A 21,969-nucleotide genomic window follows, 5' to 3' on the forward strand; every position below is an offset into this window, starting at 1 on the left:
GGTGTACTGAGCTCGAAGGGTCAGTCGGGTGCCCAGCGGCTCGGCGGTGGCCGCCAGGGAAACGCCGGGTCGGACCGACACGAGCTGACCTACGGGAACGTCTATCAGCGTCATCTCACTGGGCGACTTCAACGCTCTGCGCCAAACGAAGAATGCCCACGGCACCCGATGAGTCCGGTTGATATCGGTGTTCTGCCAGACTTCCGTCACCGATCGGCCGTCGCGTAATAGCCGACTGATGGCCGCCTGGACTTGCTTCACCACCGCCGACACCGTCGGGGGGCCTGCAGTGACCACGCTGATCGGCATGAGCCGAGATGTTTCGGCCCGTATCTCGGCCGCATCTGCCAGCCGGCCGGTGAACGGCATGACGAAGGTGGCTCGTTCTCGCCCATTGACCTCCATCATAGCGAGCGCGTACGCGCTCGCGAGGAGGCAAACGTCAGAAACCCCGTAACGGGCCCGCCCGTTGTTGAGCCCAGGGTTGTCGACATATATCGACTCCGAGAGGCTGGACCGGTGCTCACCCTCCTGGAATATCTGTACGGATTCTGTCAGGCGGCGTGCGAGCTCCTCCGGTTGCCACGCTGGCAGGTCAGACGACTCACGGTAACGAGCGCGAGCCGCAGAGGAGGGTCTCGGCGAGGAGTTCCGAGCAGCGCGAGAGGGCGGTGTCGGCGAACCTTCCAACCGGTCAAAGAACCTGCGGAAGATTTCGTCGATCAGCACACCATCGGCGACCGCGTGATCGCCGCTGACGCCGAAGTAGGTTGCATCCCTCGTGTGAACGACGAAACCGAGGCCAGCAGGTCCAGCGTCGAGTCGGAAGTTGGTCCGAAGCATCGACCAGACGATGTCCTCGACGAGCCATGGAGGCGCGCCGGTGCAGTCAAGCTCAATCGTCAGACTAGCCTCGCACGGCGAGCCGTAATGGATCCCGCCGGACGGACTGATGACGAACGTGCACCGAAACGCGCCGATTTCCTCGATGGTTCGCCGGAACTCGGCCACGACCCGCTCTCGGTCGTCTCCCTCATATCTATACGCCAGGAAGACGGGGTTGGCCACACGATGCCCGGCTCCGATGCGTCCCGCCAATCGACGGAGCAGATCGGGATCGTTCACAGGACCGGTCATGACGTCGGTGTTCATCAGAGCAGTTCTGACATATGCGCGAGGAACTTGTTGACGACAATGCGTTCGAGTTCGTCAGGCCACGTGGCGCCGGTGTCGGCGGCGAGCTTGCGTCCACGCTGGGAGAATTCGGCCTGCTCCCATTGAATGCGCTCGAGCAACGAGGGGATGTCGCCGTAGGGAAGGGAGATCAGCTGGCTAAGAATATCGAGTTGGTCGCTATGAAGACAGGCTGAGATCCGCCGCTTTCCATCGAACTTTTCGATGCCGTTCTCCGCCAGGAACAGTGGAATCCAGGCTGTGTCCAGCCGGACGCCGTTGTTTCGAAACACGAGGTAGATCTCCGAGCGGCAGAGTAGCTGAACCAGAGCTTCCATCGCGAAATAGAAACTGTTGGCGGCGTGCGGAACGAAGTACGGGCCGACGACCCGGTACCCAGGGCTCGAGGTCGTCGGGATGCCGGTGAACCGGGAGGCCTGGGTATCGAACAGCGGCAGGTGATCACTCAGAGAAGCCAGATCGAAGTCGTTAGGGTCGTGAATGAAGACATCGAACTTAAGTCCGTTGGGGAGGAGCCCGAATGCGCCGGGGAGGAACCCGGGTTCGTGCGCACGGCCGAAGGCTCCGACGAACGCTCCCGGTGCGATGGCTTCAACGAGCGGCCTCCAGTCGGCGCGCGGATCGGCCAGCACGTGATAGTCGACGTCGCTAAACCGATCGCACGTCCCACGAGCCAGGCTTCCGACAAGAAAGCCGGCGGTCGCCCACTCGTGACCGCTCAGGACCTCGGTTATCTGACGCACCATCCGGAATTGCTCGTCAGTCCAGCCCTTGAGCGCTGCGTACTTCGAGTGATCGTAAACGTGCAAGGCCTCGGATGAAGTCCGCGGACGCGGCACCCTGACCTGATCAGAGCTGGTCACGGGCGTACTCTCCGTCGTTGCGCAGCGCTTCCAAAAGTGTGCGAAGACCGCGGCTCACCGCCTCGCTCGAGGCCGGCTCGCGCCGCTGTTCGATCACCGTCTCCTCCAGCGGGCCAAGGGTCACCTCTGTGCATCCGGCAACGGCTCGGACCAGACAGAGAGTGGCGGCGAATCCGCCGTCGGGACTTGTCGTGGCGTGAAATTCGCCAGCATCCGTCGTATAAGTCTGTCCTTGGGCGTACGTGTCTCGGCGCGCATCATTCCGCTTCACCGTGATGTTCGTAGGCGTGATGACGTCGACGCCACCATCACCGCAGATGTCGTAGAGGCGGAAGTCGGCCCCCGCGTGCTGGCAGACGACGCTCGGCAGCTCGTTGGTAACGCTTCCGGCCAGTACGTGGCTGACAAGCGACCAGGCATGCCGATGGTACGGCGAGGTCAGTGGGGCCGGTCGCTGGCCGAGTTCGCTCCAGAGATGCAGCCTGAGGGCCGTGCCATCAGCCTTCCACAGTGGCATGTACAGGAAACCCAGCGGGTGTTGTACGGCCGCAGGCATTTGTTCGGAGTCGAGCCAGCCCTCCGCCATCTGCATCACCAGGCTTCTAATGGACCGCGCATCCGGCAGCGCGCTGGCCATGCAGTCCATCAGGTCATCAATGACTGGCTTAGTCTCCATACCGATCCCCTCGTCTTTTGGAGCGTTCGAAGGCTGCTTCGTGATGGGCTGGTTGGCTGGTCGCCTGCTGCGAATCGCGCCGCGGTATCCCTGCTGCCCACACAAGTCGGGGTGTCACCGGAACCGCGGGCAAGAAGTCGCCACGCAACGGCATAGCGTCGGTCACCGAGTCCCCCAGAGCCTGCATAGCCGAGCAATCGAGCTAATCGCGGTGTCCATGTAGCTGATCACCGCGTGGGTGGAGGAGAGCTTAGTCCGGTAGATCTTGCGCGTCCACCCCCTTGTGGACCGCAGCACGCAGGGGCCAGAGCTGGCTCTCCATTGCTTGTCGGTACCGGGACCGACTGTTAGAGTCCGCGGACCACGAGATTTATACGTGTGCCGAGACGCAGAAACCGGGGGAAAATCATTGTCCGGCGGTCGAACCTTGGTAGATCTTGTCCGGGTTACAGCGGAACGCCTGCCAGGCCACGTCGCCGTTCGGTCCGGTCGAGACTGTCTCACGTACGGCCAACTGTGGGAGGAGGCCGGCAGAGTCGCGTCCACACTCAAGACGCTTAGCCGACCCGCCCGCCGCGTAGGTCTCTATGGCGAGCGGGATGACTGCCGCACCTACGCGACCTACCTCGGCATCCTGCGGGCCGCAGCAAGTGTCGTACCCCTCGGTGCGGACTTTCCACCAGCGCGCGTACGCTCCATCATCAAAGCAGCAGATCTCGATGCGGTCCTCTCCGAATCCGACCCCTCTCCCCAGATACTTGCCGAGCTGGCCGAGCACAACGTGACCATCCTGATCGGAAGGTCGGACGAAGGCCGCATGGAACTGGCACGCCCCGCCGGAACTCCGGATATGTCCGAAGAGGATCCCGCATACATCCTGTTCACGTCGGGATCAACCGGCGAACCCAAGGGGGTAGCCCAGAGCCATCAGGCCGCGGTCGCCTACGTTCAACATGTTGTCGAAAGATTGGAGATGAGTGCCGACAGCAGGGTCGCGCAGACGTTCGATCTGACCTTCGACCCCTCGGTGCACAGCATCTTCACAGCGTGGGCGGCCGGCGCGACACTCGTCGTCTGCGACCGCGTCGACATCATGCGGCCAGCTCCCTTCGCCCAGAGACATGCGATCACACACTGGACAGCCGTCCCGTCAACGATCAGCATGGCCAAACGGCTGGGGCAACTCACCCCGAACTGCCTGCCGAGCCTTCGCTGGAGCGTCTTCGGCGGGGAACAGTTGACCATCGAGCAGGCCGCTGCGTGGGGCGCCGCCGCGCCCGGAAGCATCATCGAAAACACCTACGGCCCCACCGAAATGACAATCGCCTGTGCTTCCTACCGCTTGCCACCGTCCATCACGGAGTGGCCCAAGACCAGCAACGGCACGGTACCGATCGGTACGGTCCATGCACGTCAAGAGCACATTCTGCTGGACGAGGGCAAGGTCGTCGACGTCGAGGGCGAACTGTGCCTGCGGGGCATCCAACGCTTCGCAGGATACCTAGACGATGCGCAAAACCTTGGATCGTTCATTCGCCTCACCGGCGGCCAGTCGCAGCCATTCACCGGCCGGCATCCGGTGCCACCCGAGTATTGGTATCGGACGGGCGACCGGGTGCGATACGAGGCGGGACTACTCGTACATCACGGTCGGCTTGATCGACAAGTCAAGATCCTGGGGCATCGCATTGAGCTGGGCGAGATCGAGGCGTGCCTCCGTAACCTGCCGTTCATAGACGAAGCGGTGGTCCTTGCGGTCGGCGACGGTCAGAAGGTGCTTCTTTGCGGCCTGTTTACGGGAGTCGAGCCGCCGGAGAATGAGATCCAGGACGCCCTGCGGAAGAAGCTGCCTGGATACATGATTCCGCAAAGACTCATCTGGATGTCCCAGATGCCCCTGACCGCCAATGGCAAGGTCGATATGGCGGAGTTGGCAGTTCTTGCGAGCGCCGAGAGGAATCGACGGTGAGCAATCACAACCCCGAATCAACGGCCGATCGATCAGGGCTCGTCGCTCTCGTGCGGCATCGGGCGTACGCCCTCGTCGTCGGTGGCCAGTTGATCAGCCAGCTGGGAAACTCGGCGTTCCGAGTAGGGCTTGCCTTCGCCAGCCTAGAGCTGGTGCCTTCCGGACGCCTGTTGCCCAACGTGTTCCTGGCCCAAGGGCTGGGCTTGATTGTCGCGGTACTTGCCGGCGGCGTCATCGTCGATCGCCGCTCCTCTCGAGTGGTCGTGCTTGGCTCCGATCTGCTGCGCTTCGCGATCGTGGCGGCGCTAGTGATCCTGTTCGTCGGCCACGCCGCCAAGCCGTGGCACCTCGTGGTCTTCGGCCTGCTCTTCGGAATCGTGGACGGAACGTTTCAGCCAGCCTTCGGTGCCGCGATGCCCGAGCTCGTTCCGGCGAACCTGATCAGCCGTGCGAACGCGATCAAAAGCGTAGGCATGCGGATCGTCACGCTCGTGGGTGCTCCGTTGGGCGGGCTTCTGTCGCTGAGCAACGCGACATCGGCCTTCGCGCTGAACTCGATCTCTTTCCTGCTCGCGGGTGTGGGCCTGCTACTCGGCGGTAGGTGGCCGTACCCACACCAGCGGCGAGCCGCTCGGAAGCACATCCTCAGCGAGCTGGGAACCGGGATCGCCTTCGTATGGAGGGCTCGCTGGCTGTCTGCTCTCATCGCCGTGTGCTGCGTCGGCATCGTCTTCGTGTTCGCCGGAGCCTTCACGCTCCTACCGATCGTGCTGTCGAAACGGCCGCACGGTCCGGTCACGCTCGGGCTCGTGCTTATGGCGTCAGCGATCGGCGGAATAATCGCCGGCTCGTTCCTCGCGCGTTCGCCGGATTTGCGCCGGCCGGGAACAGTCTTCTTGATCAGCCTCTTCGCGACTTCGGGCGCGTACGCCTTCGTTGTTCTGTCGAACAGCACCGGGGTCGCGCTCGTCTTCGCCCTGGCCGCAGGGGCGGGGACCGCGATCGGCAGCATCGTCTACTCGACGATCCTGCAGCGGCTCGTGCCACGGGAGGTGCTTGGCCGGGTCAACAGCATTGACCTGCTGGGCTCGTACGCTCTGCTACCGGTTGCCAACGCGGTCATCGCGGCGCTGCTCGGCGTCGTGCCGGCGGACAGACTTTACCTGTGGTCATGTGCGATCGGCTGCGTGATCGCAGCAGTGGCGATGGCCTACGCACCCATTCGGGACATCAGAATGCCCATTGTCGACCGGACGCCACCCGCCGTTGAACCGGTGAAGGCACCCGCCCCTGAGGGCGCCGCCGTGGAATTGTAGGAGATGATCGCCGTGCGCGAGTTCGTCGCTGGACTGCCGAAGGTGGAACTCCATGTCCATCATGTCGGGTCGGCATCGCCGGTCACAGTGGCGGAGCTGGCAGCCCGACACGAGAGCGACTCCCCCGTACCCGCGGACCCTCAGGAGCTCGCCGAATACTTCGCCTTCACCGATTTTGAGCATTTCCTCCGGGTATATCTCAGCGTGGTGAACCTCATCCGTGACGCGGAGGACGTACGCGCGCTCACGTGGGGCGTGGCCCGAGACCTGGCTGGCCAAAACGTTCGCTATGCCGAGCTGACCGTCACCCCATGGTCCAGCGTCAGGCAAGGCATCCCGGCTGAGGCCTTTTGCGAAGCAATCGAAGACGCACGTCTTGCGGCAGCGCGAGAGCTGAATCTCTCGCTCGCGTGGTGCTTCGACATCCCAGGGGAAGCCACCCTGAACTCCGGTGAAAAGACGCTCGACATTGCGTTACGGCAGCGCCCGGCCGGACTGGTCAGCTTCGGCATTGGCGGTGCCGAGGTAGCCCGCAGTCCCTATCGCGACATATTCGCCGCCGCACGAGCGGCGGGCCTTCACATCGCACCCCACGCGGGCGAAACGACGAGCGCGGCCGAGGTGTGGGACGCGATTCGCCTTCTCCGGGCGGAGCGCATCGGGCATGGAATCCGCGCGGTAGAAGATCCATCGTTGGTGGCGTTTCTCGCCGAGAATCGGATTCCGCTGGAGATATCACCGACCTCGAACCTCTGCACGCGAGCCGTACCGTCCATCGCGGACCACCCGCTCGCCGAGCTGGTCGCCGCCGGCGTACCCGTCAGCATCAATAGCGACGATCCGTCGATGTTTTCGACGACGCTGATTGATGAGTACGTGCTGGCGGGCCAGATGCTCGATTTGGACAAGGCCGGCCTAGCGGATCTGGCAAGAGCCGCAGTCAGGCAATCGTTCGCCGGCGACTGGGAAAAGTCGATCATTCTCCGGGAAATCGACGAATACTGTACGTCACTGGACGCTGGATTCATCTCCGGCTGACCTCGCAGACCGATCAGCTGAGGAACGGGCGAAACCCGGGGTTCGGGCGGGCGCTGCTCGTCGAACTGGTGACCAACGGCGACCGGTACCTGGTGTGGCAGGGCTACCGGCACAAGCTCGACGACTTCGACGTGGCGGGCACGGGGATCACCCTGACCACGGAGTCGTGGGCCAGGGTCGGCCAGGCCTTTGTGGACGTGCTCCTGAAAGGTGCCGATCGCGCCTATCGAGCTACCGCATGCAGGAAGCCGTCCAGCGCCGTACCCGGGCCGGGAAGACATCCGGGTCCGGGCCCTCCTCGTCCTGCAGACGTCCGCCGGCGGGCGGTCGGCTGCGTTGCAACATCCGCGGTGTCTGTTCGGCCGGTGTCGGCGGGCGTCGTAGAGCGCTCTGTCTCCGACGACTCGGCCGCGCACGACCAGGAATCGGCTCCTCCTGCTGGCGGCGCTGTTCATCTCGACCGAGGCGGCCGGGATCTGGACCGTCCAGTCCGGCATCTTCCCTCACACCACGGCCAGCGTCCGCCTGCACAGGCGTGGTTCCGGATCGTCGGCGCACGGAAGAAGGCCGGCCGCCTCCCGTTCGACCGCCAGCGGGACGTGCTGATGATCGAGCGCCGCAGCCCTGCCAGCGGAGTCGGTGACTGGCCGCCTCGACGACTGATTTGCCACACCTAACCAGGCACCAGTCTAGACAGAGTTGTTTCGAGAAACCTGTAAACAGACCCTGCCGAGTGCCGGGGGGGAGAAGGTCCTCAGCGCCAGCACTGAGCGGCTCCCCGGTCGCGGTGATAGGCCCAAGACCAGTCGGCCTGGCCGCCGCCGTGCCGCGCGTTGTTCTAATCCGACGGCGTAACGGTCGCTACTACTGTCGAGGGTCGATGTAGCGACGAACCTGCGTCACCGCAGCTCAGCAGCGACACAGGCTCCTACAAATTCGGACATTCCTATACAATTATCCCACGGTGGACCCGATGTGGCACAACCCGAACCGCATTCACACTGCTCAGGGGCCTGCGGTAGTGGTTACAGCCGTACGGCGACGGGTTGGCTAGACCAAACGGTGGCGGCAGGCTCGAGCTGAGCCCGCCGTACCTTTACGTCCCTCAGGCTGATACGAGGGCGACGGACTCGTCAATGGCGAGCAGGGCCGCCAGTTGGTGCATGTTGGCTTTCACGGCTCGGTAGTAAACCCACGTTCCGCGGCGTTCGCCGTCGATGAGCCCAGCCTCGCGCAGGACCTTGAGGTGGTGGGAGATGGTGGGGCCGGTGACGTTGAAATCGTCTCCGGTGATGTCGCAGACGCAGATCTCTCCACCGGGCGCCGAGGTGATACGCGAGAGCAGCCGGAGCCGGATGGGATCGCCGAGGGCCTTGAACATCCGGGCCATGTCGGTCGCGTGCTCAGTATCGAGGGATGCCTCGGCGATGGGCGGGCAGCATGCCTGCTCGGAGGCGGCATCCAAGACCACGAGCTGTTTCGACATGGCTCTAGGTTGACAGATTTCTAATCAGGGAGCAAGCTGGCTCTCGCTCGACTGATTCGACAGTCGTCTAGACAGGGAGCGAGTCATGTTCGCCAAGTTGCGGCACAGCCGGAGGAGAACGTCATGAGCACCAGCACCGAGCCCCTTCCCGTCGCGGTGATCGGCTCCGGACCGGTCGGTCTGGCCACCGCCGCCCAGCTCGCTACCCGCGGGATGGACTTCGTCGTCCTCGAAGCCGGGGACGAAGTCGCGGCGTCGATCCGGGAGTGGGCGCATGTGCGGCTGTTCTCCCCATGGCGCTACGACACCGACCCGGCCGCCCGTACCCTGCTGGAGGCCACCGGCTGGACCGCGCCGGACCCGGAGAAGCTGCCAACCGGTGGCGACCTGATCGACGGCTATCTCGCGCCGCTGGCCGCGCACCCGGCCATCGCGCCGAAGGTGCGCCTCGGCGTCGCGGTGACCGCGATCGCCCGGCAGGGCTTCGACAAGGTACGCACCGCCGGCCGCGACTCCGCACCCTTCCTGATCCGCCTGTCCAACGGCACCGAGCTACTCGTGAGCGCCGTGATCGACGCATCCGGCACCTGGCGTACCGCCAACCCGTTGGGCGGCAACGGCATCCCCGCTCACGGTGAGACCGACGCCATTGCGGCAGGCCGCGTCCACAACGGCATGCCGGACGTGCTCGGCGGCCTGCGCGACCAGTTCGCCGGTCAGAGGGTCGCCGTCGTCGGCGCGGGCCACTCCGCCACCGGCACCCTGCTCGCCCTGGCCGAGCTCGCCGACACCGAGCCGGACACCGTCCTGCACTGGGTTCTGCGGGCGCCGAACCCATCGCGGGCTTATGGTGGCGGCGACGCCGACGCGCTCCCGGCTCGGGGTGCGATCGGCACCCGGATCAAAGCTCTGGTCGACGCGGGCAAGGTGCAGGTGCACAACGGTTTCCTGGTTCAGGAGGTCACCGAGCAGGGCTTGGTCTCCGCCGACGGCCGCAAGCTCGACGCGCAGGTCATCGTTAACTCGACCGGCGCACGACCGGACTACGCGGCGGCCACCGAGCTGCGGCTGGACCTGGACCCGATCCTGGGCTCTACCCGGGCCCTGGCACCGCTGATCGACCCGAACCAGCACTCGTGCGGCACCGTGCCCCCGCACGGCGTCGACGAGCTGACCCACCCCGAGACCGGCTTCTACGTGGTCGGCGCGAAGTCCTACGGCCGCGCCCCCACCTTCCTGCTCGCGACCGGCTACGAGCAAGCCCGCTCGGTCGTCGCGGCCCTGGCCGGCGACTGGGAGGCCGCCCGCGACGTGCAGCTGGAACTGCCCGAGACCGGCGTGTGTAGCTCCAACCTCGCCGCTGAGGCTGACGCCGCCGACAGCGACTGCTGCGGCCCGGCCCCGGCCGCCAACCCCGGACCGGAGGCCAAGCGCGGTCTAACCACCGGGATCAGCGGCGGCCTGCTGTCGCTGCCCCTCGTAGACGTAAGTGCCAGCCAGTCCGGCGGCTCCTGCTGCAGCTGAGACTCTTGCGGCCACCACCCGACTGGGCGGTGGCCGCAGCCATAGCACGCCGCGTCGGAAGTTGACGCTCGGAGGATACCTCAGTAGTTTTTGAGGCGATGAACGTTGAGCTTTCCTCCATAGAGGCACGGGCGAAGATCCACGCCGCACTCGGCGACCCCACCCGCCTGGCCATCGCGGACATCCTCGCCATCGGCGACGCCTCACCCGGCGAGATCGGCGCACACCTGGGCATGCCCACGAACCTGGTCGCCCACCACCTGGGCGTGCTCACCGAAGCCGGGGTGATCGACCGGCGCCGCTCCGAGCACGACCGCCGCCGCAGCTACCTGCAGCTGCGACCCGCAGCCTTGGCCGCGCTGCACCCACCCCGGCTCGCCGCGCCCCGCCGGGTGGTGTTCGTCTGCACCCGCAACTCCGCCCGATCGCAGCTGGCCGCCGCCTTGTGGGGCGAGCGCAGCCCGATCCCCGCCGCCTCAGCAGGCACCGAACCCGCCGAGCGGGTGAACCCCCGCGCCGTGCGCACCGCCAAGCGCCACGGCCTGCGGCTCGACTCGACCGCGACCCACCACCTGGACGACGTCACCGGTGACGGGGACCTGCTGATCGCGGTCTGCGACCACGTCCACGAGACCCTGCCCGCCGACTGCACCCGGCTGCACTGGTCAGTGCCCGATCCCGTGCCGGTCGACAGCGACGACGCGTTCGAGGCCGCCTACACCGACCTGGCCGACCGCATCGAGCGGCTCGCCCCCACCATCGAGGAGCACCACCCGTGAGTTCGAGGCGACCCCTTCAAGCCCGCCGGCTGATCGCCGAATACCTCGGCACGCTGCTGCTGGTCACCGCCGTCGTCGGCTCCGGGATCACGGCCGTCAACCTGTCCCCGAACGATGTCGGCCTGCAACTGCTGGAGAACTCCGTCGCCACCATGCTCGCCCTGGCGGTGCTCATCCTGACCCTCGGCCCGGTGTCCGGGGCGCACTTCAACCCCGTCGTCACGCTCGCCGACTGGTGGCTGCACCGCCACGACCCCGACACCATCGGCGTGACTGAGGTGGCCGGATACGTTGGCACACAGGTACTTGGCGCGATCAGTGGCGCGGTCCTGGCGAACCTGATGTTCGGCCTGCCAGCGGTGTCCTGGGCAACGACGACCCGGACCACGCCGCACCTGTGGATCGGCGAAACGGTGGCCACCGGCGGACTGATCCTGCTGATCTTCGCGCTCGTGCGTACACACCGCACCCGGTACGCCCCAGCCGCCGTCGGCGCGTACATCGGCGCGGCCTACTGGTTCACCAGCTCCACCAGCTTCGCCAACCCGGCCGTCACGATCGGCCGTGCCTTCACCGACACCTTCGCCGGAATCAGCCCCCCATCGGTGCCCGGCTTCATCGCCTTCCAGCTCGTCGGCGCCGCGGTCGGCCTCGCGCTGGTCCTCGTGCTGTATCCCCGGCAGACGACCGTCACCGGTGACACTGCCCCCACCGAACCCGCCGCTACCCAGCGCGTACCCGCCAGGAGCAGATCATGACCAAACCGAGTGTGCTGTTCGTCTGCGTCCACAACGCCGGACGCTCCCAAATGGCCGCGGGATTTCTGCGCCACCTCGCAGGCGATGCCGTGGAAGTCCGCTCCGCCGGGTCCGCGCCCGCCGACCAGATCAACCCCGCCGCTGTTACGGCCATGGCTGAAGTCGGCATCGACATCACAGACTTGAAGCCAAAGATCCTCACTGCGGAAGACTCCGAAGCGTCCAGTGTGGTCATAACCATGGGATGTGGCGACGTCTGCCCCTACTTCCCCGGACAGATTCACCTGGACTGGGAACTCGACGACCCCGCCGGACAGGGCATCGAGGCCGTCCGCAAGATCCGCGACGACATCCAGGCCCGGGTGAAGGCCCTCCTCGCCGAACTACTCGCAGAAGGCAGGTTCACGGGGTCCATGTAGTAACGAACCCCGCATCGCCGCAGGTCACGGCGATGCGAGCGCATCACAAAATTGGACATACCCATACGAATACGCCCACGGTGGGGCCGGCGGGGCTCGAACCCGCGACCGAGGGATTATGAGTCCCCTGCTCTGACCGGCTGAGCTACGGCCCCAAATGCACGGCGGTCGGCCGGCGGGCCGGTCGACCTTCGCGTGGTCCCTAGAGTAGCCGCCGGGGCCAGCGTATTTCACCCACCATCGGCGCGCTTTTCCGCGGATCAGGGTTGTCCATGCGATCCAGACCCAAGATCACATGGACAACCCTGGTCCTGTACTGGGGATCAGCCGACCTTCAGGGTCACGTCGGCGACCATGACCCGGTCGTGACCGACCTCCCGTTCGGGGCCGGTGAGGCGGAGCGGGATCGTCGCCCGGATGTCGGTGCTCGAGGCCGCGAGGCGGAGTTCGAGGTCGCCCGGTTCGACGATGCGGCGGCCGTCTCGGCCGGTGAAGGCGGCGAGGTCCGGGTGGAATCGGAAACTCACTCGCGTCGTTTGGCCGGCTTCGAGCGGGACGCGGGCGTACCCCACGAGGCGTTGCACCGGACGGGTGACCTGCGCCACCGGATCGTGGAGGTACAGCTGCACGATCTCCGCGCCGGGCCGGTCGCCACTGTTGGTCACGGTCAGGGTCACCGAGATCGGCTCGTGGGTGGCCAGCTCCGTGGGTTCCGCCGGGATCGTGTTCCATTCAAACGACGTGTACGCCAAACCGTGGCCGAACGCGTACAACGGAGTCGGGTCGACGCTGCTGACCCCGGTTCGGTGTGCCAGCTGCGGCCCGAGGTACGCAGCCGCCTGTCCCCCGGGATGGCGCGGGATGCCGATCGGGAGGCGGCCGGAGGGGTTGACACGGCCGGAGAGCACTCCCGCGACGGCGGATGCGCCTTCTTCGCCGGGCAGGAAGGCTTGGACGATGGCGGCGCAGCGGTCGGCGTACGCGCCGAGGGCGTAGGGCCGGCCGGTCAGGAGCACCAGGACGACCGGGGTTCCGGTGTCGAGCAGCTCTTGCAGGAACCGATCCTGGTCGCCCGGCAGGGTGAGGTCTTCGACGTCGCATCCTTCGCCGGAGGTGCCCCGGCCGAAGAGTCCGGAGGTGTCGCCGACGACGGCGACGCAGAGGTCGGCGTCGGCCGGGTCGTCGGTGAAGACGACGCCGGGAAGCTCCTCGGGGAGCACGGTACGCAGAGTGCGTACCTCGACGCCGGGGTCGGCGTGCAGTCCGTGATGCGCTGGGAACGAATAGCAGCCGAGCATGGCGGCCGGGTCGTCGGCATACGGGCCGACGAGGGCGATTCGGGTCGCTTTGAGGGGCAAGGTGCCGTCGTTCGCCAGGAGCACTACGGATTCCTCGGCGACGAGGCGAGCCAGGTCGCGCCCGTCCGCGGTGTCGAAGTCGACGGCGGCCGGCGCGTCGGGACGGTCGAGGAGGCCGAGGTCGATCTTCTGACGCAGGACCCGGGCGGCGGCCCGGTCGATCAACGTCTCGGGGACCGTGCCGGATCGGACCGCGTCCCGGAGGGGCTCGCCGTAGCAGCGCGTGGCGGGTAGTTCGACGTCCACTCCGGCGGTCAGCGCGAGCGCGGCGGCGGCCGCCGAGTCCGCGGCGACGCCGTGGAGCGTTTCGAGGAACGACACTCCGAAGTAGTCGGCCACAACGGTGCCGGTGAACCCGAACTCGTCGCGGAGAACCTCGGTGAGCATCCGAACGTCGGAGGCGGTGGGCACACCGTCGATTTCGGCGTACGAGTGCATGACCGAACCGGCACCCTCGCGCAGCGCGAGTTCGAACGGCGGCAGCAGCACGTCGGCGAGTTCGCGGTGGCCGACCGCGACGGGCCCGAAGTTGCGCCCGGCGCGCGAGGCCGAGTAGCCCGCGAAATGCTTGAGAGTGGCGATGACCCCGGCCTGCTGAAGGCCGCGCACGTAGGCCGAGCCGACCGTGCTGACGAGGTACGGGTCCTCGCCGATGGTCTCCTCGGTACGCCCCCAGCGGGCGTCGCGGACGACGTCGAGGACGGGCGCGAGTCCTTGATGGACACCGGCGGACCGCATCGTCGCGCCGATGTGCGTGGCCATCCGTTCGATCAGCGCCGGGTCGAAGGTGGCGCCCCAGGCGAGCGGCGTGGGGAACACGGTGGCGCGCCAGGTCATGAATCCGACGAGGCACTCCTCGTGGACGAGGGCGGGGATGCCGAAGCGGCTCGCCTCGACGATCTCGGCCTGACGGCGCAGCAGCCAGCGTGCGCCCTCGGCGGGCTCGATCGGCGCGGTGCCGTAGGGACGGGTGAGCTGGCCGAGGCCGTGCTGGACCACTTTCGCCCAGTCGATCGTCGGCTCCGCGAACTCGTACTGGTGTGGCGCGACCTCGGCTCCCGGGTCCGGCGACGATGCCACCCAGGCCGAACCCAGCTGGGCGACCTTCTCCTCGAGGGTCATCCGGGCGAGCAGATCGGCGACCCGGTCGGCGGCCGGTCGGGCGACTTCCCGCCAGATTTCCTGCGCGGCGTCGCCGGGGGCCTTCTCCGTGAGCATGCGGCTCCTGACTGTCTTCCGGAACATTCGGCCCGGGTTTTCGTCGCGACAACGCTTGTGACCGAGCCACGGGCGGACATAGCGTACGTCATGGCACCGAAAATTTACGATAGCCCTCCGAAACTTTGGCGCACCGGGGCGGCCATGGCCTTCCGCAACATTCCGGTCGTACGCTGAACCGACAGTTGATGTAGGGAGACGTAGTGGCGGCGGACGAGCAGAGGATCACCATCACCGCGATCGCACGGGAGGCCGGGGTCTCGGTGCCGACCGTGTCGCGGGTGGTGAACGGTCGCGCCGACGTGGCGCCCGAGACCAGGCAACGGGTCGAGGATCTGCTGCGGCGGCACGGATATCGGCGGCGCACCGGGCGTACGCGGGACCGGGCGGACTTGATCGACCTCGTCTTCAACGACCTCGACAGCCCGTGGGCGGTGGAGATCATCCGCGGGGTGGAGGACGTGGCGCACGCGAGCGGGGCGGGCACCGTGGTGTCGGCCATCCATCGGCGTACCTCGTCGACCCGGCAGTGGCTGCAGAACCTGCGCGCCCGGGCCAGCGACGGCGTCATCCTCGTCACCTCGGTCCTCGACCCGCCGGTGCAGGCCGAACTGCGCCGCCTCGACGTGCACCTGGTGGTCATCGACCCGGCCGGCGTGCCGTCGTTCGACGTGCCCACCATCGGCGCGACCAACTGGGCGGGCGGGCTCGCCGCCACCGAGCACCTGATCTCGCTGGGCCATCGGCGGATCGGCTTCGTCTCCGGGCCGCGCCGGCTGCTGTGCAGCCGGGCCCGGCTCGACGGCTACCGCGCCGGGCTGGAGGCGGCCGGGATCGAGGTAGACGACTCCCTCATCCAGCCGGGCGACTTCTACCACGAGTCCGGCTTCACCGGCGGCACCGCGCTCCTCGAGCTGCCCGATCCGCCCACCGCCGTCTTCGCCGCCAGCGACCAGATGGCGTTCGGCGTCTACGAAGCCGTACGCCGCAAGGGCTTGCGGGTGCCGGACGACATCAGCGTGGTCGGCTTCGACGATCTTCCCGAAGCCCGGTGGGCCTCGCCGCCGCTGACCACGGTCCGGCAACCGCTGGCCGAGATGGGGATGCTCGCCGCCCGGACGGTGCTGCGGCTCGCTCGGGGCGAGGACGTCGAGAGCCCCCGGGTGGAGCTGGCGACCGAACTCGTCGTCCGCGACAGCACCGCCCGAGCCGAGTCGGTCGCCGTGATCTAGGTGTGATGTTGTCGGCCTAACCTCCTCGAAGTCCGCCGCGTGCTGCGGCGGACTTCGTTCGTCCAGGAGGAAGAGTTGACCACACGGGGGAAGACGGTGGCGGCTGCCCTCGCGGCGGCGGCGCTCGCCGTGACCGCGACCGGCTGCACCAGTCATGACAAGGACTCACCGACGGCGGTCGGCTCGTCCGCGCCGGCCGCGACGCCGACGCCGAGCCTGAACTTCCAGCCGGGTGCGGCCGGGATCGGTGATCCCTACTACCCCACCTACGGCAACGGCGGCTACGACGTCGCCTCGTACGCGATCAAGGTCAAGTACGACCCGAAGACCGACCGGCTGACCGGCGACGTGACGATCACCGCGACGGCGACCTCGGATCTGTCGGCCTTCGACCTCGACCTGCGCGGCATGACGGTGCAGTCGGTGGAGGTCAACGAGAAGCCCGCCACCCAGGCTCGCACCGGCGACGAGCTCGTGATCACGCCGGACAGCGGCTTGGCGACCGGCGCGAAGTTCACCGTACGCGTCGTCTACGACGGCGTACCGGGGTCGGTGACCGATCCCGAGGTCGGGAAGATGGGCTTCTTCCACACCGCCGACGGCGCGTTCGTCGTCGGGGAGCCCGAATCGGCCAGCCTGTGGTTCCCGGTCAACGACCATCCGCAGGACAAGGCCGTCTACGACGTGGAGGTCACCGTCCCGGCGGGCCTGACCGCCATCAGCAACGGCGTACCGGGGCCGCAGAAGACCGAGGCGGGCTGGACGACCTGGAAGTGGTCGGAGAGCACGCCGATGGCCAGCTATCTGACGACGCTCGCGATCGGCGACTACCGCGTCGTGAACTCCACCCACAAGGGCAAGCCCGTCGTGCTCGGCGTGACGAAGCAGGTCGCCGCGGGCGCGGCGGACACGTCCATGAGCCACACCGTCGCGATCGCCGACTATCTCGAGTCGGTCTTCGGGGCGTACCCGTTCGACTCCTACGGCGGTGTGGTGGTCAAGGACGACGACCTGCACTTCGCGCTCGAATGCCAGAGCCGGCCCGTCTACTCGGCCGGGTTCTTCCGGCGCGGCGTCAACGACAGCGTCGTGGTCCACGAACTGGCCCACCAGTGGTTCGGCGACAGCGTCTCGGTCAAGACCTGGCCGGACATCTGGCTCAACGAGGGGTTCGCCTCGTACGCCGAGTGGCTGTGGGCCGAGTACAAGCACACGTCGACCGCCCAGAAGATGTTCGACAACGTCTACGCCACCTCCGACGCGTCGATCTGGCGTACGCCGCCGGCCAAGCCGGGCAAGAAGGAGCTGTTCGGCGACTCCCCCTACGACCGCGGCGCGATGACGTTGCACGCGCTCCGCAAAGCGGTCGGCGACAAGGCGTTCTTCGAGATCCTGAAGAAGTGGGCCGAGCAGAAGGCGGGTGGCGTCGCGACGACGGAGGAGTTCATCGCGCTCGCCGAGCAGGTCTCCGGCAAGCAGCTCGACGCGTTGTTCCAGGCTTGGCTGTACGGCACGAAGAAGCCCGCCAAGCCGTGATGTTCGAGGTGGCGAGGTCCCGGGTGGACGCTACCCGGGACCTCGCTGTCCACGGTGCCTAGCCGACGGTGCAGGTCACGCCGTTGAGCGCGAACGACGTCGGTTTGGCGGTGTTTCCGGTATGCGTGGCCTGGAAGCCGATGCTCGTCGAGCCACCCGGCGCGATCGAGCCGTTGTAGCTGACGTTGCGGGCCGTCACCGCACCACTGGTGGGTGAGTAGGTCGCGTTCCAGCCGTTGGTGATGACCTGACCGGACGGCAACGTGAAGGTCAGCGTCCAGCCGTTGATCGCGGACGAACTCGTGTTCGTGATCGCGATGTCCGAGGTCAGGCCGGTGTTCCAGGCGTTGACCGTGTCCACGACCTTGCACCCGCCACCGGGCGGCGGCGAGGAGGTCGGTGACGTCGACGGCGAAGTCGAGGGCGACGTCGACGGGGAGGACGACGGGGAGGACGACGGGGAACTCGACGGCGACCCCGATGGCGAGGACGTGGGCTGCACGTTCAGGCCGAAGAAGGCGATCGCCATGGCAGCCTGCCCGCTCAGCGGCAGACTGTGCCCGACACCCTGGATGCTGATCGCCTCCACCGGTGCGGTCACACTGTTGGCGCCGTAGCGAGTGCGCGTCCAGCCGGACTGCGGAGTGTCGGTCAGGACCGGCGTCTGGCTCACCCCGAGGACGTTGGTCCACTGCTTGATCTGCTCCCCGAAGTTCGGGTAGCGCAGCGTCGTGTCATCGGTGCCGTGCCAGATCTGCATCCGTGGCCGCGCCCCCGAATAGCCCGGGTACGCCGCGCGTACGAGGTCGCCCCACTGTTGCGGCGTCTTGATGATCGTGCCGTTGGCACAGGCGCTGTTCCAGCTGGATCCGTCGGTGGTGGCGAAGCAGCCGAACGGCACACCCATGAACGCGGCGCCGGCCTTGAACACGTCCGGGTAGTCGCCCAGCATGACGTTGGTCATCATGCCGCCGGACGAGGCTCCCGTGACGTAGACCCGGCCGGCGTCGGCGTTGCGGGTCTGCAGTACGTAGTTGACCATCGACATCAGCCCGACCGGGTCGCTGCCGCCGTTGTGCGACAAGGCTTGCGGCGAGGACACGTCCCAGCAGCTGCCGCTACGGGTGGCCGACGGGTAGATGACGATGAAGCCGTACTGGTCGGCCAGGGACGCGAACTGCGTACCGGAGTAGAAGGCAGGTCCGGAGCCGGTGCAGTAGTGCAGGGCGAGCAGCACTGCGGGCCGGGCACGCACGGTGTCCGGGACGTAGACATACATCCGCAGGTTGGTCGGGTTGGCACCGAAGCCGGTGACTTCGGTGAGCGTCGCCGCCTGGGCGGGCGGGGCGCTGATCAGGGCGGCCGACACCGCGACCAGGGCGGCCACGATGACGGCGAGCAGGGCTTTCACGCGATTCTGCATGATCACCTCATTCCGTGGAGCGCAGGCGTCACGTCGATGTGCGCCGGCGAGGGGGTTCTCGGGGCGAGCGCGTCGGCGGTACCCGGGGGCACCGCCGACGCGTCAGGCGAATCAGGGCGCTGCGCAGGCGTACCCGCTGGCCAATGTCGTGTCGCTTGTGGACCGCGCCACCTGGAAGCCGAACGATGTGCTCGCGTTGGGGCCGAGCGTGCCGTTGTAGTTCGCGTTCTTGGCGGTCACGGTCTGGCCGCTGACCGTGAGCACCGCGTTCCAGGAGCCGGTGATCGTCTGGCCCGCGGGCAGCGTGAAGGTCACGGTCCAGGAGCTGATCTGAGCCGAGCCGGTGTTCGTGACGGTGACCGGCTGGATGACGTAGCCGCCGGGCCACTGCGTCTGCGTGGTGGCCACGGCTGTGCAGCCGCCGGTCCCTCCGCCGCCGTACAGCGTCGTCACGCTCACCGTGGTGGAGACCGCGGAGAGGTTGCCGGCCGCGTCCCTGGCGCGGACCTGATAGCGATAGACCGACGAGGCCGAGAGCCCGCTGTCGGTGTAGGACGTCGAGGTCGATGTGCCGACGACGGCGAACGTGCCGCCGCTCGCGCCGGGCGCGCGGAGGATGTCGTACCCGGTGACGGCGGTGTTGTCCGTGGAAGCCGTCCACGACAGGGTCGTGCCGCTCGAGGTGGTGCCGGACGCCGCCAGGTTGGTCGGCGTGCTCGGCGCGGTGGTGTCGCCACCACCGGTGCCGGCGCCCAACGCGGTCGCGATCGCGGTGTAGTCCGCCTTGGGGTTGTAGTTGGCGTCGTAGATGAGCGCCTGACCCTCGCTGGGGAAGGTGTCGGGCACCCACGAGTACTTGTCGGTGAAGCCCCAGATCGTCACGCCGGGGCAGGCGGTCGACGCGAGGCAGGCGTTGATGATGTTCGTGTAGTACTGGTTCTGCGTGTTGATCTCGCCGGCGTCGGCGGGCAGCACGATGCGCACGTCCAGTTCGGTGAACCGCACCTGTACGCCGAGCGCCGCGAACCGGGCCACGTTCTCCGTGACCTGGCCGGGGAAGCCGTACTGGGTGGCGAGGTGCGACTGGAAGCCGACGCAGTCGATCGGCACACCCTGCGACTTCAGCGACGACACGAGGTTGTACATCGCGGTCGACTTCGCGTTGATCCCCTCGACGTTGTAGTCGTTGATGCAGAGCTTGGCGTCGGGGTCGGCGGCCCGCGCGGCGCGGAAGGCGTCGGCGATGAAGCCCGAGCCCAGCGTGTTGTACCAGAAGCTGGTCCGGAAGCCGCCGTTCTCGTCGAACACCTCGTTCACGACGTCCCACGATTGGACCGCCGGGTTGTTCGCGTAGTGGCCGACCACGGTCGCGATGTGGTCCAGCATGGCCGTTTTCATCGCGCTGGCCGACAGGCCTTGCACCCAGCCGGGCGTCTGCTGGTGCCAGACGAGGGTGTGCCCGTGGACGATCTGGTTGTTCGCCTGGGCGAAGGCGACCACCTGATCCGCGCCGGTGAAGTTGTACTGGTTGTCGTTCGGCTCGGTGGCGTCCCATTTCATCGCGTTCTCGGCGGTGACCTGGTTGAACTCCTGACCGGCGATCGTCCGGTACGCCGTCTCGTTGGCGAGCTGGTTAGTCGCGACGGCGGTGCCGATGAACTTGCCCTTGGCCGCCGCGAGCGTACGCAACGGGTCGGCTGCCGCGGCGGGTTGCGCCGCGAGCAGGCTGACGGTGAAACCGGCCAGCGCGGTCAGCGTGAGAGTCGCTGCTCCGAGCCGGCGGGTGCGGACTGACATCTGTTCCTCCTGCGTTGATGGGGCGTTCGCGCAGGTCAGCACGGGGCAGACAGGCGCGCATCAATGGAAGCGACCCTCAGTATTTAGGGTGCGCCGTAACACGTCAATGACCTTCCGGAAATTATCGGAATCGTTATCGGTTACGGTTTCGCTGCCGGGTTCGGGCCATGGTTTTGGCACCGGATCACGGATAACCATGGAATCTTGGGCCGAGATGGCATGGTTATCCGTGATCCGGCGCCAACACCGGGGTGCCAACACCGGGGCGCCAACACTCGGGGTGCGCCTCGGGGTGCACCCAGCGGGGAACCCGGGCCGTTGTCCGGAATTGATTGATCGGCAGCTCACGGGGTTCCCGCGCAACCCACGCCGGTCTACAAACGACCCGTGGCAGATCTGCTCAAGAAACCCTGGTTCCTCATCGGCGCGGCCACCCTCCTCGTGGTGGCCGTCGGCTCGGCGGTCGTCCTGAGGTCGGGCTCCGCCCCCGTGACCTTCACTCCCACCGCGGGCGAACCGAGCGCTGCGGCCGAGACCGCCGCCGCCGACCTGACCTTCGTGGCGGCCGGCAAGGCCGCCGCCGCTACGCATACTGCGGTGTCGTTCACCGCCAAGGAGACGCTCAACGGACGCGACGGCGCCTCGATGGACGCCAACGTCGTGAAGAAGGACATGTACCGGGCCGGCGAGACCGTCAAGGTCGTCTGCCAGGACCGCGGCGACATGGCGTACGGGTCGGCGATCTGGGATCGCACCTCCGACGGGGTGTACGTCCCCGACGCCTACGTGAAGACGGGCACCGACGGGTTCGCCCCCGGCGTCGCCCGCTGCTCCGACCTCGCGCAGAGCGGCAAGTCGTATCCGGCGACGGCCGATCTGAACGGCCGGGCCGGTCCCTCGCTCACTGCCCGGGTGGTCGAGGAGAACATGTACCGCAAGGGCGAACACGTGGTCGTCGTCTGCCAGATCGCCGGGACGGTCGCGTACGGGTCGACGATCTGGGACAAGACCGACGACGGCGTGTACGTGCCGGATGCGTACGTGAAGACCGGGGTCGAGAAGAACTTCGCGCCCGGCATCGCCCGCTGCGCCGACACGACCCCCGCGCGGTTCGGCTTCAAGGCCACTGTGGACCTCGCCGGACGGGACGCCAAGTCCGTCTCGGCCAAGGAGGTCAAGACGTACGCCGCCGGCAGCACCGTCTACATCACCTGCCAGACGATCGGGGCCAACGCGTACGGGTCGAACATCTGGGACAAGACCGTCGACAACCTCTGGGTCGCCGACCACTACTTGAAGACCGGGTTCGACACCTTCACGCCGGGCGTACCGAAGTGCGCGGGGACTCCGGTGGCCGCACCCAGCCCGACGGCGGCCGCGACC

At 67.1% G+C, this 21,969-nt stretch carries 16 protein-coding genes, 1 tRNA gene and 1 pseudogene; 10 read left to right on the top strand and 8 right to left on the bottom strand.

What is annotated here, in order from left to right; translation table 11 throughout:
* The 3 genes from HOV77_RS34095 to HOV77_RS34105 all read right to left on the bottom strand — a co-directional run.
* Positions 1–1,152, bottom strand: a 1,152-nt coding sequence (locus HOV77_RS34095) for a hypothetical protein (protein ID WP_290870368.1), incomplete at its 3' end; no start/stop codon positions are given.
* Positions 1,152–2,057, bottom strand: coding sequence for a hypothetical protein (locus HOV77_RS34100; protein WP_290870370.1), 906 nt, complete (start codon positions 2,055–2,057; stop codon positions 1,152–1,154). The genes HOV77_RS34095 and HOV77_RS34100, both read right to left, overlap by 1 nt.
* Positions 2,044–2,733 (bottom strand): hypothetical protein, encoded by a 690-nt coding sequence (locus tag HOV77_RS34105; RefSeq protein ID WP_290870372.1) that lies wholly within the window; start codon positions 2,731–2,733, stop codon positions 2,044–2,046. Before HOV77_RS34105 ends, HOV77_RS34100 begins: the two co-directional genes overlap by 14 nt.
* Before the next feature lie 376 nt (positions 2,734–3,109).
* Here HOV77_RS34105 and HOV77_RS34110 point away from each other — a divergent pair, with 376 nt between their 5' ends.
* The 3 genes from HOV77_RS34110 to add are packed head-to-tail and all read left to right on the top strand — an operon-like array spanning position 3,110 to position 7,056.
* Positions 3,110–4,702 carry an AMP-binding protein gene (locus tag HOV77_RS34110; protein WP_290870375.1) on the top strand — a complete coding sequence of 531 codons (1,593 nt, stop codon included), beginning with the start codon at positions 3,110–3,112 and terminating at the stop codon, positions 4,700–4,702.
* Positions 4,699–6,018, top strand: coding sequence for an MFS transporter (locus HOV77_RS34115; RefSeq protein ID WP_290870378.1), 1,320 nt, complete (start codon positions 4,699–4,701; stop codon positions 6,016–6,018). The genes HOV77_RS34110 and HOV77_RS34115 overlap by 4 nt, the downstream gene beginning before the upstream one ends.
* Positions 6,019–6,021: 3 nt before the next feature.
* Entirely contained in the window at positions 6,022–7,056 is a 1,035-nt protein-coding gene (gene add / locus HOV77_RS34120) for an adenosine deaminase (protein WP_290870381.1), read from the top strand.
* Between the two features lie 1,105 nt (positions 7,057–8,161).
* Here the strand turns inward: add and HOV77_RS34125 are convergent.
* Positions 8,162–8,542, bottom strand: coding sequence for a metalloregulator ArsR/SmtB family transcription factor (locus tag HOV77_RS34125; RefSeq protein ID WP_290870385.1), 381 nt, complete (start codon positions 8,540–8,542; stop codon positions 8,162–8,164).
* Between the two features lie 123 nt (positions 8,543–8,665).
* Between HOV77_RS34125 and HOV77_RS34130 the strand changes: the two genes are divergently transcribed.
* The 4 genes from HOV77_RS34130 to HOV77_RS34145 all read left to right on the top strand — a co-directional run bounded on the left by HOV77_RS34130 (position 8,666) and on the right by HOV77_RS34145 (position 12,022).
* Complete coding sequence (locus HOV77_RS34130) at positions 8,666–10,066, top strand: FAD-dependent oxidoreductase (protein ID WP_290870388.1); 1,401 nt, start codon at positions 8,666–8,668, stop codon at positions 10,064–10,066.
* 98 nt (positions 10,067–10,164) lie between these two features.
* On the top strand, positions 10,165–10,845 hold the full coding sequence (locus tag HOV77_RS34135; protein ID WP_290870391.1) for a helix-turn-helix domain-containing protein: 681 nt from the start codon (positions 10,165–10,167) through the stop codon (positions 10,843–10,845).
* On the top strand, positions 10,842–11,603 hold the full coding sequence (locus tag HOV77_RS34140; protein WP_290870394.1) for an MIP/aquaporin family protein: 762 nt from the start codon (positions 10,842–10,844) through the stop codon (positions 11,601–11,603). The genes HOV77_RS34135 and HOV77_RS34140 overlap by 4 nt, the downstream gene beginning before the upstream one ends.
* A complete protein-coding gene (locus tag HOV77_RS34145) occupies positions 11,597–12,022 on the top strand; it encodes an arsenate reductase ArsC (RefSeq protein WP_363261461.1) in 426 nt (141 codons plus the stop codon). Before HOV77_RS34140 ends, HOV77_RS34145 begins: the two co-directional genes overlap by 7 nt.
* 81 nt (positions 12,023–12,103) lie before the next feature.
* Here the strand turns inward: HOV77_RS34145 and HOV77_RS34150 are convergent.
* Both HOV77_RS34150 and HOV77_RS34155 read right to left on the bottom strand, forming a co-directional pair.
* Positions 12,104–12,177: transfer RNA gene (locus tag HOV77_RS34150), tRNA-Ile, on the bottom strand.
* Positions 12,178–12,345: 168 nt separating this feature from the next.
* Positions 12,346–14,598, bottom strand: a complete 2,253-nt coding sequence (locus HOV77_RS34155) for a glycoside hydrolase family 3 N-terminal domain-containing protein (protein ID WP_290870399.1) — start codon at positions 14,596–14,598, stop codon at positions 12,346–12,348.
* Between the two features lie 203 nt (positions 14,599–14,801).
* Here HOV77_RS34155 and HOV77_RS34160 point away from each other — a divergent pair, with 203 nt between their 5' ends.
* The gene (locus HOV77_RS34160) at positions 14,802–15,830 is read left to right on the top strand and encodes a LacI family DNA-binding transcriptional regulator (protein WP_290870402.1); all 1,029 of its coding nucleotides are present in this window, start codon (positions 14,802–14,804) and stop codon (positions 15,828–15,830) included.
* Positions 15,831–15,905: 75 nt separating this feature from the next.
* The gene (locus HOV77_RS34165) at positions 15,906–17,366 is read left to right on the top strand and encodes a M1 family metallopeptidase (protein WP_290870405.1); all 1,461 of its coding nucleotides are present in this window, start codon (positions 15,906–15,908) and stop codon (positions 17,364–17,366) included.
* A gap of 58 nt (positions 17,367–17,424) precedes the next feature.
* Here HOV77_RS34165 and HOV77_RS34170 read toward each other — a convergent pair whose 3' ends face one another.
* Both HOV77_RS34170 and HOV77_RS34175 read right to left on the bottom strand, forming a co-directional pair.
* A complete protein-coding gene (locus HOV77_RS34170; RefSeq protein ID WP_290870408.1) occupies positions 17,425–18,789 on the bottom strand; it encodes a PHB depolymerase family esterase in 1,365 nt (454 codons plus the stop codon).
* 111 nt (positions 18,790–18,900) lie between these two features.
* Complete coding sequence (locus HOV77_RS34175) at positions 18,901–20,586, bottom strand: endo-1,4-beta-xylanase (RefSeq protein WP_290870412.1); 1,686 nt, start codon at positions 20,584–20,586, stop codon at positions 18,901–18,903.
* A 387-nt stretch (positions 20,587–20,973) separates the two neighbouring features.
* Here HOV77_RS34175 and HOV77_RS34180 point away from each other — a divergent pair.
* A pseudogene (locus HOV77_RS34180) lies at positions 20,974–21,969 on the top strand (hypothetical protein); the annotation flags it as partial.

Source organism: Hamadaea sp., from assembly GCF_013362815.1.
Lineage (GTDB): Bacteria > Actinomycetota > Actinomycetes > Mycobacteriales > Micromonosporaceae > Hamadaea.